This is a genomic window from Brachybacterium atlanticum (assembly GCF_025669985.1).
Taxonomy (GTDB): domain Bacteria; phylum Actinomycetota; class Actinomycetes; order Actinomycetales; family Dermabacteraceae; genus Brachybacterium; species Brachybacterium conglomeratum.
Map to the genome: position 1 here is coordinate 96,416 of NZ_JAKJJW010000003.1, position 11,709 is coordinate 108,124.

An 11,709-nucleotide genomic window follows, 5' to 3' on the forward strand; every position below is an offset into this window, starting at 1 on the left:
GCTCGGGACGAGGCGTGGTCAGCCGGCGATCAGCGCCACGACCACCAGCGCCAGCCAGAACAGCACCTCGACGACCGCGGAGCTGCGGGGCGGCGGGTCCAGGAGCTTCGCCTTGCGGGGGCTCGGGTCCGACGGCGGGGCGCCGACGAGCAGGCGTCTGGCGGAGAAGGCGATGCCGAGCAGGATCGCGAGCGTGAACGCCCAGCTGACCCACCACAGCGCGTCCGGGAGGAGCCCCGCCAGGCCGATCACACCCATCAGCGAGGCGGCGCCGACGGCTTGCAGCGCGAGGCGCATCGGATGCTGGTACCGGGCCCATATCTGCACGATCGTCACCACCAGCGCGACCGCGAGGACCGCCGCCACCAGCAGCGGCAGCAGCGACAGCACCGCGTTCACAGCGCCACCTCCCCGGTGAGCACGCCCACGGCGAGCTCGTCGAGGGAGCGGGCGGTGTCCGAGAACAGCGCGAGCCCTCGCCCGCTCGACGGGTCCCAGCCGACGAACGAGGCGTAGCCGCCGGTCATGCCGTTGTGCCAGGTGATCGGCTGACCGGTGCCGAAGTCCTCGAGGAACCAGTTCATCGCCGTGGAGCTCGTCCCGCTCTCCTCGAACAGCACCTCCGTCGCGGCTGCGGCGCCCGGGGCGGAGCCGTCGATCATGGCGGTGAGATACCGGGTCATGTCCGCCGGGGTGGAGCGGATGCCGCCGGCCGGGGCGGAGCCGTCCATGGTCCACATGCCCTGCCGCAGGCCGCTCGCGCCGTGCCCGCGCCGAGCCGTCTCCCGCAGGTTTCCGACCGTGACCGGCGCGTACGTGCTGGTCATGCCGAGCGGCTCGAGGATCCGCTCGGTGAGCAGCGCGGCGTAGTCGGTGCTCGCGGCGGTCGCGAGCAGCTGCCCCTCGAGGGCGACGGCGAGGTTCGAGTAGGCGTGCTCGCCGCGGCCCGACGGCGTCTCGTCGAGGGCGTCGGCGATGACCTGCTGCGCATCGCGGCCCCGGTAAGGGTCCTTCCGCAGCAGTCCGGCGAGGATGCTCCCGCCGCCGGCGGCGGCCGAGGCGAGGCGCGGCAGGCCCGAGCTGTGGGTGGCGAGCTCGGCGAGGGTGACGTCCGCGATCGCGCTGCCCTCCGCCTCCGCGCCGAGCACCTCGGCGACGGTGGTCTCCGTGGCGAGCTCCCCGCGCTCGACCGCGACGGCCAGCAGTGCGCCGGTGAAGGTCTTGGAGACCGAGCCGATCTCGAACTCGGAGCTCTCCAGCTCTGCGCCATCGCCCGTGCCAAAGCCGGCCAGGCGCGACTGCCCGTCCTCGACCAGGATCGCAGCGACCCGTCGGTGTCCGCCCAGGTGAGGGGCGAGAGCGTCGGTGAGCTGCTCATCGCCGGCCGGCTCGCCCAGTGAGGCGGGGCGCGGCGCGGTCAGCGCGGTCAGGCCGACGACGGCGGCCGCCGCGGGCACGGCCGCGGTGAGGACGGTGCGCCGTGCCGGGCGGGCCGGGCGTGAGGTGTGTGCGGCGTCGACGGACTGCTCGGGGTCGTCGGCTGACGGAGTGCTCCTGGTGCTGGTCCGGGGGTCGAGGGCGTCGTCGTCGGGCGGGGTTGCGGGCAGGTCCGGCATGGTCAGCCTTTCTCGAGGGCGGTGACGATGGCGAGGAGCGGGACGATGCGGCTCGGCGGGATCGCCCAGCTGCCGCGACGCGGGGATGTGGCCCAGCCGCCGGTCTGCAGGGCGGAGAGGTGGTGGTAGGCGACGCCGGTCGAGGCGAGCTCCAACTCGTCCACGAGCTGCGCGACGGTGTGCTCGCCGTCGACCAGCCGTCGCAGGATCGCCAGGCGCAGCGGATGTCCGAGCGCGGCGACGATCTCGGCGTGATCGGCCCAGTCCGCGGCCAGGAGGTGTTCGGTGGGGCGGCCCCACTGGTACTCCACATGCCCCGCCCCGACCTCGACACTGCCTGCGTAGACGACGGCGCCCGGCGGCGGGACCTGCGCCTTCAGGGCGGTGAGGGCCCAGAACGGGTCCTCGTCGGCGGTGGAGCGGGATCGGGTGCCCGCGGGAGGAGCGTCGGCAGGCGGCGCGGCACCGGGCTCGTCGCGCTCCTCGAGCTGCGTGATCCGGCGTTCGAGCGCGTCGAGCCGCCGCCGCAGCTCCGGATCCTCGGCCATCTCCCACCTCCTGAGGTGACGGGTCGGCGGCGGTGGCCGTCGATCACGATCAGGGTATCCGGAATTACGGAGGAGCGGAATAGTGGGGGCGAAGGATCGAGGTGGTGCGGCTCGGTGAAGCGACGGCGGGCGCGGTGCGGTCAGGACCACCGGGCCCGGGCCGGTGCTGTCGAGGTCGGCGGCGCACCCGGCCCCGGACGTCCCGTCGGCCGCGGCGTGCGGTGCGGCAGGATGGGCGGGAGATCATCGGCCGGCATCGCCGTCGGCCGCCGCGCACCGAGGGGATCCCATGGCCGTCTTCGCCGTCCAGTACACCTACATCGACGACGCCCAGCGTCTGGCGACGTTCCGGCCCGAGCACCGCGAGCACCTCGCCGAGCTGCTCCGCGAGGGCACGCTGCTGCTGTCGGGCCCGCTGGACGACGGCTCGGAGGCGCTGCTGATCGTGGTCGCGGACTCCGCCGAGGACGCGCTCGCCAAGCTCGACGGCGACCCCTTCAAGCGCGAGCGCGTGATCGTGGACCGCGTCGCGCGCGAGTGGAAGGTCGTGATCGGGGAGCTGCCCGGCGCCTGAGCCGGGGACGGCCGCGCGTCCTCAGGCGCGCGGCGAGCCGGGCTCGTCCTCGCCCCGCTGCTCGGAGCGTCCCGACGGGTCGGCGCCGGGGTCGGGCGTCGTCGGACCGGCCCCCGCGGCGCCGCCGGGCGCACCGCCCTGCCGGGTCCGGTCCTGGAAGGCGAAGAGCTCGGAGACGTTGTCGATGCGCGCGGCGTCCTCGCCCTGCAGCGCGAGCGGCAGCATCCGCTCCCCGCCGTACCGGCCCAGCAGCTGCTGCGCCGCCGGGTCCTTGAACACGTTCACCCAGATCAGGTCCTCGCGCGGGGCACGGATCGCGGCCTGCAGACGCGCCGAGGCCGGATCCCCGGGCGCCCAGAGCACGATCGTCGGCGCCGTGCCGTCGGCCTCCCGCGCCTGCGCCTCGGCGAGCGGGGTGTGCGGGCCGGAGCGCAGCGGACTCGTCCAGTACGCCATGAACAGGGAGAACACGCCGATCGCGAACGCGGCGAGCTGCTGGTCGACCTGGACGAACAGCAGCGCCGCCAGCGCGCCGCCGACGAGCATCAGCGCCGGACGCAGCCACGCCCGGGCGGGGACGCGGGGCGAGGACAGGGCGGGATCAGTGCCGGACATCTGCTCAGGGTACGGACGACGCCTGGACCCGCGTCGAGAGCGATCTGCAGGAAGGGGACTCCAGCGGCACGCGCTGGAGCTCAGCTCCGCGGCGTGCTGCGGGAGTCCCCTTTTGTGCAGGCGGGGCCGCGCCGCGGCGTCAGATCAATGCGGCGGTGGCGAGGCGCCCGGTGGTCTCGGCGACCAGGGCGTCCTTCAGTGCGGCGACGGCCGGGATCGACAGTGCGCCGCGACGGTTGATCAGGCCGATCATGCGGTCGTCGAGATCGGGCAGGTGGCGCACCACGAGATCGTCGGTGGGCGGGGCGGCCTCGAGGGTGGTCTCGGGCATCAGCGCGACCCCGCCGCCGTGCGTGATCAGGCGCTGCACCACGATCGAGTCGTCGGTCGAGTGGCGCACCTGCGGCATGAACCCCGCGCGGCGTGCGCTCGAGAGCAGGTTCGCCCGGCAGCGCTCGCAGCCCGCGATCCAGGGCTCCTCGGCGAGGTCGGCGAGGGTGAGCTCGGGGTCCTGGGCGCGGGGATGGGCCGCCGGCAGCACCGCCATCACGCGGTCCTCCATCAGCGGTGTCCACTCCAGGGTGCCCTCGTCGCCGATGTCGCTGCAGGGGTAGCGGAACACGAGCGCGAGATCGAGATCGCCCTCGCGCACGGCCGGCACCGCGTCCGGCGGCTCGAGCTCGTCGAAGGTGACGTCGAGGTCCGGGGCGCTCTCGCTCAGGCGCGCGAGCACGGGTGGCAGCAGCACCGCCGCGGCCGACGGGAAGGTGCCGAACTTGACGGTCCCGCGACGCAGGGCGGTGATGTCGGCGAGCTCCTCCTCCGCGGCGTGCAGCTGTGCGGCGATCGCCTCGGCGTGCAGGGCCAGGCGCGAGCCCGCCTCCGTGGGCGTGACGCCGGAGGAGGAGCGCAGCAGCAGCTGCGTGCCCACCTCCTTCTCGAGCGCGGCCAGGTGCTGGGAGACGGCCGGCTGGGTCCAGCCCAGCTCGCGCGCGCCCGCGCCGATCGAGCCGTTGCGCACGACGGTCCGGAAGATGAGAAGCCTGCGGGGGTCCATGGCTGCCATGGTATCCGGCAGTGGCAAGCCTGGCTTATGACTTCGCCGACGGCGTTCTGGGTGGTTCGGGGGAGCGTCCTGCCCAGAGGGGTGCGCGGGCTCAGTCGGTCGACGGGCTCGGTGCCGGATCCGCAATCGCGGACTGCTCGTCCTTGCGGACGGCGTCGCGGAAGGCGCGGACGCCGTTCGAGAAGCGACCGGCGCCGCTGCGGGCGCGCTCGACGGAGTCGTCGCCGAACTGCTTCGCGGCGCCGATGCCGTTGCGTCCTGTGTCCACGACCTTGTCGCGCGCTTCGCCGACGGCGGCCCGCCAGCGCTTGGCCTCCGCGGAGTCGTGGCCGTCCTCGATCTCGAGAGCGGTCTGGAACTCCAGGACCTCGGCGACGACCGTGTTGCTCGAGACGACCGCGGAGCGTGCGGCCAACGGGGACAGGAGCACTTTCGAGTTCGCGCGCCGCACCGTCTCGTTCATCCGCTCGAGCAGCTGCTCGGTCGCGGAGTGGATCTTGGCCAGGCGCTTGCCCCGCGCAGAGCGGAGTCCGATGCGATGACGCTGGAGATCCTCCGGAGTGCTGTCCAGGACCCGATCGAGCTCCAGCACGGCCAGCGCGTCCTGCAGCTGGACGCAGCGAGCGATCACGGCGAGCCACTCGCGCACGGCGGGCTCCGCGGTCTTGGCCGCAGCGGCGACCTCGCCAACCTTCGCCTTCTCCACCTTCTCGGCGAGCGCGTCGATCTGCCGCAGCGCGTAGGCCTCGGTGCGCGCGATGGTCAGCGCGGTGCCCTGCACCTTCGACCAGGTCACCTCCGAGACCCGGGCGACGTCCTCGCGCACGGCCATCGCCTCCTCGATGACGAGGTCGACCCCGATCATGTCGGCCAGGACGGAATCCTTCTGGGCGCGCAGGATGTCGTCGATCTTCTGGTCGATGACCTCGAGGTACTCGCCGAGCTCGTCGATCGACTGCTGCAGAGACATCTGAGTCATCATCGCCGCGCCCGCCGCGAGGAGGACGGGCGGATTGAGGGCGGCGGCAGCGGGGGTGAACTGCAGATTCTTCGCGAACTGCCCGTTCGCGGCCCGCAGCGTCGCGTGAAGGTTCCCGGTCGTCGCGTTCTGGACCATCGGCAGCTTCTTCATCGCCGCCGCGGACTCCTCGGTCAGCTTCAGCCAGCGTCCCGACTGCTCCGCGACGACCTTCCCTGCGTGCAGCAGGGCGGCCGAGCCCTTGAACGCCGGGCCGGCGAGCCGCTCCAGCTTGAGATCCGTGGCCTGGAGGCCCTGCGAGGTCAGGAACGCGTCGACGTCCGCCGGCGCGCCGATGACGGCGAGCCCGTCGCCGTCGCTCATCACATCGATCTCATGGGTCACTGGCTGTACTCCGGAGAGCTCGGGGGCAACGGGGCGCTGCCGCATCGGAGTCGATTCTTACCCTTCGGTGCGACATCTGTGCGGAAATGTCCGTCGTTGCCCTCAGGCGGCACAGAATCGTGACCGTGGACGAGGCGCAGACGACGAGGATGCGTCTTCGGCGGCCCTGATCTCCGCTGTGGCGATACGGCGAGACGTGGCTTTCTGCCGGAATGAGAGGTCATACTGGCAGAAAGCCACGTCTCGGTGTCGGGCCGGGCGGGGGAGCGGTGACCCACCGTCCCGCCCCGCCCCGTTCATCGGGTCACAGCGGCGGGAGGCCCAGGTTCTCGCGCAGCGTGGTGCCGGCGTACTCGGTCGGGTACACGCCCCGCTCCTGCAGACGCGGGATGAGGTGGTCGACGATGTCGTCGAGCCCCGAGGGGATCAGCCACGGCGTGATGTTCAGGCCGTCGATCGCCCCGAGCCGCGCGAACTCCACCAGCCGGTCCGCGACGGCGTCGTAGCTGCCGGTGAACTCGCCGCGGCGCGCCCCGGACTTCACCCGCGCGAACTCGAGGATGCTCTGGCCCTTCTCGGCCGCCTCCTCCCGCCACTGGCGGGTGAGCTGCTCGGCCTTCTCGAACTGGAAGCCGGCACCGCGGGTCACGCCGGACTCGACGACCTCCGGCGGCACGTCCGGCAGCGGCCCCTCGGGATCGAACTCGGAGAGGTCGCGGCCCCAGTACTGCTCGAGCAGGGCGATGGCCTGCTCGGGGCCGATCTGGTGGTCGCGCACCCAGCGCACCTTCTCGTCGGCCTCCGCCTCGGTGGGGGCGAGGATGATCTCGGCGCCCGGGAGGATCTTCACGGCGCCTGCGTCGCGGCCCGCGGCGACGGTGCGCTCGACGATGCTGCGGCGGAACTCGACAGCCGCGGCGAGGGAGCCGTGCGGGGAGAAGATGACGTCGGCGGTGCGGGCGGCGAAGTCCTGACCGGCGGGGGAGGCGCCGGCCTGGAAGAGGACGGGCCGGCCCTGCGCGGAGCGGGGCAGGTCGCCCTGGGCGTGCACCGTGTAGTGCGCGCCGTCGTGCGAGATCTTCTCTCCGGCCCAGTACTGCTCGGCGACCTGCAGGAACGCCTCGGCGTGCGTGTAGCGGTCGGCGTGGTCGAGGTAGCCGCCGCGGCGGAAGTTCTCGCCGGTCCAGGCGTTGTCGGTGGTGACGATGTTCCAGCCGGCGCGGCCGCCGGAGAGCAGGTCGAGGGTCTGCAGGCGCCGCGCGAGGTCGACCGGGTCGTTGAAGGTGGTGTTCTGCGTGGCGACCAGGCCGATCTTCTCGGTCACGCCGGCCAGCGCCGCGAGCAGCGTCTGGGCGTCGGGCCGGCCGGCGACGTCGAGCTCGAAGGGCACGCCGCGGTGCTCGCGCAGACGCAGGCCCTCGCCGAGGAAGAACGCCGCGAACTTCCCGCGCTCGGCGGTGCGGACCAGCGACTCGAAGGACTCCCACGCGACCTGATCGCCGCTCTCGGGCAGGCGCCAGATCGTCGAGGAGTTCACGCCCTGGAAGAAGGCGCCGAAGGAGAGCTGTCCGGTGGGGGTGTGCGCGGGGTGGAGCGGGTGCTCGGCGGGGCCGGTCGCGAGCGCGGCGGCCTCCTCGGACAGCGGCGCGTCGGACAGCGGGGTGGTGGCGGTGCTCATGCGTTCTCCTCGGAGGTGAGGCGGGCGCGGTCGGCGCGCCGGGCGGGATCGAGCTGGAAGGGGGCCTCGGGCAGGCCCAGCAGGTCGCGGAGGGTGCGGCGCGAGGCCGAAGCGGAGCCAGATCCGTCCGACGCGGCCGGGGCGGGGGCGATCAGGCCGCGGGAGCGGAGCTCGTCCGCCAGCTGCCGGACGGTGCCCAGCGGGTCGGCCTCGAGGTCCAGGCCCACCAGGCGCACGAGCCGCACCTGCTGCGAGGCGGCCGACGGATCGGCCTGCTCACCCGCGCCCGACGCCGCCTCCGTGCCGGTCTCCGCGAGGGCCGAGCCGATCTGCGCGGCGAGCTCCTCGACGCGGGCCCCGCCGGAGACGTCGAGGTCCAGCACCCGCCCGTCGGCCAGCTCGTCGCTCACGCGCTCGCCGGCGGCGGCGCGGTCGGTGTCGGCGACGAGGACGGGGACCAGGCCCTGCGGGGAGCGGGGCGTGATCGCGGGGCCGCGCACGGAGAAGGTCTCCGCCTCGAAATCGGCGTACTGCAGGCGCGAGGCGTCGACGTACACGCCGCGCTCGGTGTCGCGCACGACGGCGTCCGGCGCCCAGGTGCCCCAGATCGTGCGGGCGGCCTCGAGCACGTCGGCGGCCTCGCGGGCGGTCGCCTCCAGGCCCAGCACCTCGCGGCCCACGGCCTCGGCGGCCGACGGGTCGGTCTCGGCCTGCAGCAGCCAGCCGGCCCGGCCGTGGCTGATGTGGTCCAGGCTCATCAGCTGCGTGGCCAGGTGGAACGGCTCGACGTAGATCGCGTCGGTGCGGGGCAGCAGGCCGATCACGCGGGTCAGCGGCGCGAGGTGCGCGGCGACGTGGATCGGGTGCAGGCCGCCGTCGCTGAGGGTCAGCGCACCGATCCCGGCGTCCTCGAGACCGCGGGCGAGCGGGGCGAGGCCCTCCAGCAGGGACGGGGCGGTGACGAGGTCGACGGCGAGCACGGGCAGCGCGCCCGCGCCTCCCTCGGCGGCGGGGCCGGCCGACGGATCGGTGCCGGGCGCGGCGCCCGGGCGGGTCGTCTCGTCGGGCGTGACGGTGGTGCTCACGGGTTCTCCTTGGTGTGGACGCGGGATTCGGGGAGGGCCTCGTCGCTCAGCTGCCAGCGCTCGAGGACCTGGGCGTAGGTGCCGTCGGCCATCACGGCGTTCAGCGCGGCGGCATAGGGCTCAGCGAGGCCGGTGCCGGCGGGGAGGGTGGCGGCGACCAGGGTCTGGTCGGGCCAGCCGGCGTCGATCCGGCCCTGCACCTCCATGTCATCGCGGCGGGAGGCGGTGAAGCTCTGCGTGGGTAAGGGAGCCAGGTAGCCGTCGACGCGGCCGGAGCCGAGGGCGAGGAGGGTGTCGGCCTCGGTGGAGTAGTTCTTCAGCTCCGCCGGCGCCCTCCCCGCTTCCTCGAGCTCCGCGTTCCAGTCGACGAGGATCTTCTCCTGGTTGGTCGCGGCGCCGACGGCGATGATCTTCCCGGACAGCGTGTTCGCGTTCTCGAGCCAGCCCTCGGCGCCCTTCTGCACGAGGAAGGCCATGTAGGCGGCGCGATAGGAGGCGAAGTCGAACTTCTCCAGGCGCTCGGCGTTGATGCCGACGTTCGCGTGGACCACGTCGAACTCGCCGCCCTCGAGCTTCAGCGGCCAGTTCTCCCAGGTGGTCAGCCTCAGCTCGAACTCCAGGCCCAGCTTGTCGGCGACGAGCCGCGCGATGTCGATCTCGGAGCCGATGTAGGTCTGGTTGTCGTCGGCCAGGAACGACAGCGGCGGCGGGGAGGCGCCGTTGATGCCCACGCGCAGCACGCCGGACTCGGCGATCTCCGCAGGCACCAGCGCAGCGATCTCCTCGTCGACCTCCGCGCGGATCAGCTCCTGGGTGCCCGAGGTGTCGATGGCGGGGGCACTGCCGCCGTCGCCCTCGGAGGCCGCGGCCCCGGCGGCGTCGCCTGCGGCGGTTCCCGGGACGGCCACCGGATCGGCACAGGCGGCGAGCAGGCCCAGCGGGAGCAGCAGGCCGCCGGCGGCGACCGTGCGACGGGTGGGGCGCAGGCGTGCGCGAGCAGGGCGGGTCATGAGAGGTCCTTCGAGAGGGTGCTGGAGGCGGCGCCGACGGGAGCGGGGCCGACGGAGGCGGCGCGGGCGGAGTCGAGCGCGTCGGCGTCGGACGCCTCGGCGCCGGTGGGCTCAGGGCCCGCGGACTCCGCGCGGACCCGCTGCAGGAAGGAGCGGGTGCGCTCATGGGTGGGGGAGTCGATGACCTGCGCGGGAGGGCCCTGCTCGACGATCCGGCCCTGGTCCATGAACACCACGGTGTCGGCGACGTCGCGGGCGAAGGAGATCTCGTGCGTGACGATCACGAGCGTGGTCCCGGCGCTGGCGAGGGAGCGGATCACCGCGAGCACCTCGTCCACGAGCTCCGGGTCCAGGGCGCTGGTCGGCTCGTCGAACAGCAGCACCTTCGGCCGCAGCGCGAGGGCGCGGGCGATCGCGACGCGCTGCTGCTGGCCGCCGGAGAGCTGGCGCGGATAGGCGCCCGCCTTCTCGGACAGGCCCACGAGCGCGAGCAGCTCCCGGGCATGCGCCTCCGCCTCGGTGCGCTTCACGCCGAGCGCCCGACGCGGCGCCTCCGTGATGTTCTCCAGCGCCGTCATGTGGGCGAAGAGGTTGAAGGACTGGAACACCATCCCGATCGCGGTGCGCTGGCGCAGCACCTCGGGCTCGCGCAGCTCGTGCAGCAGGTCGCCGTCGCGTCGGTAGCCGATCACCTCGCCGTCCACGCTGATCAGGCCGCTGGTGACGGGTTCGAGGTGATTGATCGAGCGCAGCAGGGTGGACTTGCCGGAGCCCGAGGGTCCCAGGATCGCGGTCACCTCGCCGGGCGCGATCGTGAGGTCGATGCCGCGCAGCACCTCGAGGTCGCCGAAGGACTTGTGCACCCCGCGGATCTCGACGAGACCGCCGCGCGGGCCGTCGGCCGAAGGGCCGGGCCGGGTGGCCGACGGGTCGGGCTGGGTGGCCGACGGGTCGGGCTGGCCGGCCGACGGGCTGGTCGCGTCGGCCGAACGGGCGCCGGCGGGCTTCTGCGTCCCGTCGGCCGCACGGCGGCGGAACAGGGAGGTCAGCGGGCTCATGCGGCGGCTCCTGCGGTGACGGGGCGGCGGCCGAGGCGGGCGCGGAGCCGCTGCAGCGGGGTGGGCGGCAGGGTGCGCACCGCGCCCTTGGAGTAGTGGCGCTCGATGTAGTACTGCCCGACCGAGAGCAGCGAGGTGATCACGACGTACCAGACCGTCGCGACCAGCAGCATCGGCAGCACCTGCTGGGTGCGGCCGTAGATCAGCTGCACGGTGAAGAACAGCTCGGCGTGCGCGAGGACGTACACGATCGAGGTGCCCTTCACCAGGCCGATGATCTCGTTGAACGCGGTGGGGAGGATCGCGCGCATCGCCTGGGGCAGCACGATCCGCAGGGAACGGTCGCGGGCGGGGATGCCCAGGGCGCTGGCGGCCTCGATCTGGCCCTGGTCCACCGACAGGATCCCGCCGCGGATGAGCTCGGCGGCGTAGGCGGCCTGGTGCAGGCCGAGCCCCAGGATCGCAGCGAGCATCGGGGTCATCAGGTCGCTGGTACGGGTGTCGACGAACGTCACGTCGGTCAGCGGGATGCCGAGCGTGATGCGCTCGTAGAGGTAGCCGAGGTTGTACCAGAGCAGCAGCTGCACCAGCAGCGGCGTGGAGCGGAAGATCCAGGAGAACGTCCAGCTCACCGAAGAGATCAGCGAGGACTTCGACAGGCGCATCAGGGCGAGGACGAGCCCCAGCCCGAAGCCGACGGCGCCGGCGAGCACGGTGAGCTTCAGCGTCTCCAGCAGCCCGCGGATGATCGACTCGGCGAAGAACCACTGCGCGACCACGCCCCACTCCCAGCGCGGATTGGTCACGAAGGACCACAGCACTGCGGCCGCGAGCAGGCCCACCAGCACCGCGAGCACGATCCGGCCCGGGTGTCGGGCGGGGACGACGCGCAGGCGGGAGAGCTCCGCATCGCTGATCGGGCCGAGCGACGCACGATCCTCGGTGCCTGTCCCGGGCGGGCACGACATGATGTCGGCCCCCGAGGCGGCGCCGGGCGCGTCGGCGCGGCGGGCTGTGTCGTGGGTGACGACGGAGGAGGTCATGGTGTGCCTTCCGTGACGGAACGTGAACCGCAGGCCGGTCGAGGCTTGCGAGG

12 protein-coding genes are annotated in these 11,709 nt (G+C 73.2%); 1 reads left to right on the forward strand and 11 read right to left on the reverse strand.

Annotated features, from left to right (window positions below; genetic code table 11):
• Window positions 1–18: 18 nt before the first annotated feature.
• Genes L3K22_RS02365 through L3K22_RS02375 form a run of 3 tightly spaced genes read right to left on the reverse strand, consistent with a single transcriptional unit; the run spans window position 19 to window position 2,164 of the window.
• Complete coding sequence (locus L3K22_RS02365) at window positions 19–399, reverse strand: hypothetical protein (protein WP_263309987.1); 381 nt, start codon at window positions 397–399, stop codon at window positions 19–21.
• A complete protein-coding gene (locus L3K22_RS02370) occupies window positions 396–1,616 on the reverse strand; it encodes a serine hydrolase domain-containing protein (protein WP_263309988.1) in 1,221 nt (406 codons plus the stop codon). Before L3K22_RS02370 ends, L3K22_RS02365 begins: the two co-directional genes overlap by 4 nt.
• A gap of 2 nt (window positions 1,617–1,618) precedes the next feature.
• On the reverse strand, window positions 1,619–2,164 hold the full coding sequence (locus tag L3K22_RS02375) for an ArsR/SmtB family transcription factor (protein WP_263309989.1): 546 nt from the start codon (window positions 2,162–2,164) through the stop codon (window positions 1,619–1,621).
• Window positions 2,165–2,453: 289 nt separating this feature from the next.
• On the opposite strand from L3K22_RS02375, the gene L3K22_RS02380 reads away from it, so the two are divergent.
• Complete coding sequence (locus tag L3K22_RS02380; RefSeq protein ID WP_010551819.1) at window positions 2,454–2,738, forward strand: YciI family protein; 285 nt, start codon at window positions 2,454–2,456, stop codon at window positions 2,736–2,738.
• A 21-nt stretch (window positions 2,739–2,759) separates the two neighbouring features.
• Here L3K22_RS02380 and L3K22_RS02385 read toward each other — a convergent pair whose 3' ends face one another.
• The 8 genes from L3K22_RS02385 to L3K22_RS02420 all read right to left on the reverse strand — a co-directional run bounded on the left by L3K22_RS02385 (window position 2,760) and on the right by L3K22_RS02420 (window position 11,581).
• Window positions 2,760–3,353, reverse strand: a complete 594-nt coding sequence (locus L3K22_RS02385; RefSeq protein ID WP_263309990.1) for a hypothetical protein — start codon at window positions 3,351–3,353, stop codon at window positions 2,760–2,762.
• A 139-nt stretch (window positions 3,354–3,492) separates the two neighbouring features.
• Window positions 3,493–4,410: a LysR family transcriptional regulator gene (locus tag L3K22_RS02390; RefSeq protein ID WP_263309991.1), complete on the reverse strand. Its 918-nt coding sequence runs from the start codon at window positions 4,408–4,410 to the stop codon at window positions 3,493–3,495.
• Window positions 4,411–4,510: 100 nt separating this feature from the next.
• A complete protein-coding gene (locus L3K22_RS02395; RefSeq protein WP_263309992.1) occupies window positions 4,511–5,761 on the reverse strand; it encodes a hypothetical protein in 1,251 nt (416 codons plus the stop codon).
• A 325-nt stretch (window positions 5,762–6,086) separates the two neighbouring features.
• Window positions 6,087–7,460 (reverse strand): LLM class flavin-dependent oxidoreductase, encoded by a 1,374-nt coding sequence (locus L3K22_RS02400; RefSeq protein WP_263309993.1) that lies wholly within the window; start codon window positions 7,458–7,460, stop codon window positions 6,087–6,089.
• Window positions 7,457–8,545: an LLM class flavin-dependent oxidoreductase gene (locus L3K22_RS02405; RefSeq protein WP_263309994.1), complete on the reverse strand. Its 1,089-nt coding sequence runs from the start codon at window positions 8,543–8,545 to the stop codon at window positions 7,457–7,459. The genes L3K22_RS02400 and L3K22_RS02405 overlap by 4 nt, the downstream gene beginning before the upstream one ends.
• Window positions 8,542–9,555, reverse strand: coding sequence for a transporter substrate-binding domain-containing protein (locus L3K22_RS02410; RefSeq protein WP_263309995.1), 1,014 nt, complete (start codon window positions 9,553–9,555; stop codon window positions 8,542–8,544). Before L3K22_RS02410 ends, L3K22_RS02405 begins: the two co-directional genes overlap by 4 nt.
• Complete coding sequence (locus L3K22_RS02415; protein WP_263309996.1) at window positions 9,552–10,613, reverse strand: amino acid ABC transporter ATP-binding protein; 1,062 nt, start codon at window positions 10,611–10,613, stop codon at window positions 9,552–9,554. Before L3K22_RS02415 ends, L3K22_RS02410 begins: the two co-directional genes overlap by 4 nt.
• Window positions 10,610–11,581, reverse strand: a complete 972-nt coding sequence (locus L3K22_RS02420) for an amino acid ABC transporter permease (protein WP_373317975.1) — start codon at window positions 11,579–11,581, stop codon at window positions 10,610–10,612. The genes L3K22_RS02415 and L3K22_RS02420 overlap by 4 nt, the downstream gene beginning before the upstream one ends.
• Window positions 11,582–11,709 lie beyond the last annotated feature (128 nt).

Coding starts and splice junctions, on each gene's coding strand:
- L3K22_RS02370 (WP_263309988.1), bottom strand. CDS start 1,616: ATGCCGGACCTGCCCGCAACCCCGCCCGACGACGACGCCCTCGACCCC.
- L3K22_RS02375 (WP_263309989.1), bottom strand. CDS start 2,164: ATGGCCGAGGATCCGGAGCTGCGGCGGCGGCTCGACGCGCTCGAACGC.
- L3K22_RS02380 (WP_010551819.1), top strand. CDS start 2,454: ATGGCCGTCTTCGCCGTCCAGTACACCTACATCGACGACGCCCAGCGT.
- L3K22_RS02385 (WP_263309990.1), bottom strand. CDS start 3,353: ATGTCCGGCACTGATCCCGCCCTGTCCTCGCCCCGCGTCCCCGCCCGG.
- L3K22_RS02390 (WP_263309991.1), bottom strand. CDS start 4,410: ATGGACCCCCGCAGGCTTCTCATCTTCCGGACCGTCGTGCGCAACGGC.
- L3K22_RS02395 (WP_263309992.1), bottom strand. CDS start 5,761: ATGAGCGACGGCGACGGGCTCGCCGTCATCGGCGCGCCGGCGGACGTC.
- L3K22_RS02400 (WP_263309993.1), bottom strand. CDS start 7,460: ATGAGCACCGCCACCACCCCGCTGTCCGACGCGCCGCTGTCCGAGGAG.
- L3K22_RS02410 (WP_263309995.1), bottom strand. CDS start 9,555: ATGACCCGCCCTGCTCGCGCACGCCTGCGCCCCACCCGTCGCACGGTC.
- L3K22_RS02415 (WP_263309996.1), bottom strand. CDS start 10,613: ATGAGCCCGCTGACCTCCCTGTTCCGCCGCCGTGCGGCCGACGGGACG.
- L3K22_RS02420 (WP_373317975.1), bottom strand. CDS start 11,581: ATGTCGTGCCCGCCCGGGACAGGCACCGAGGATCGTGCGTCGCTCGGC.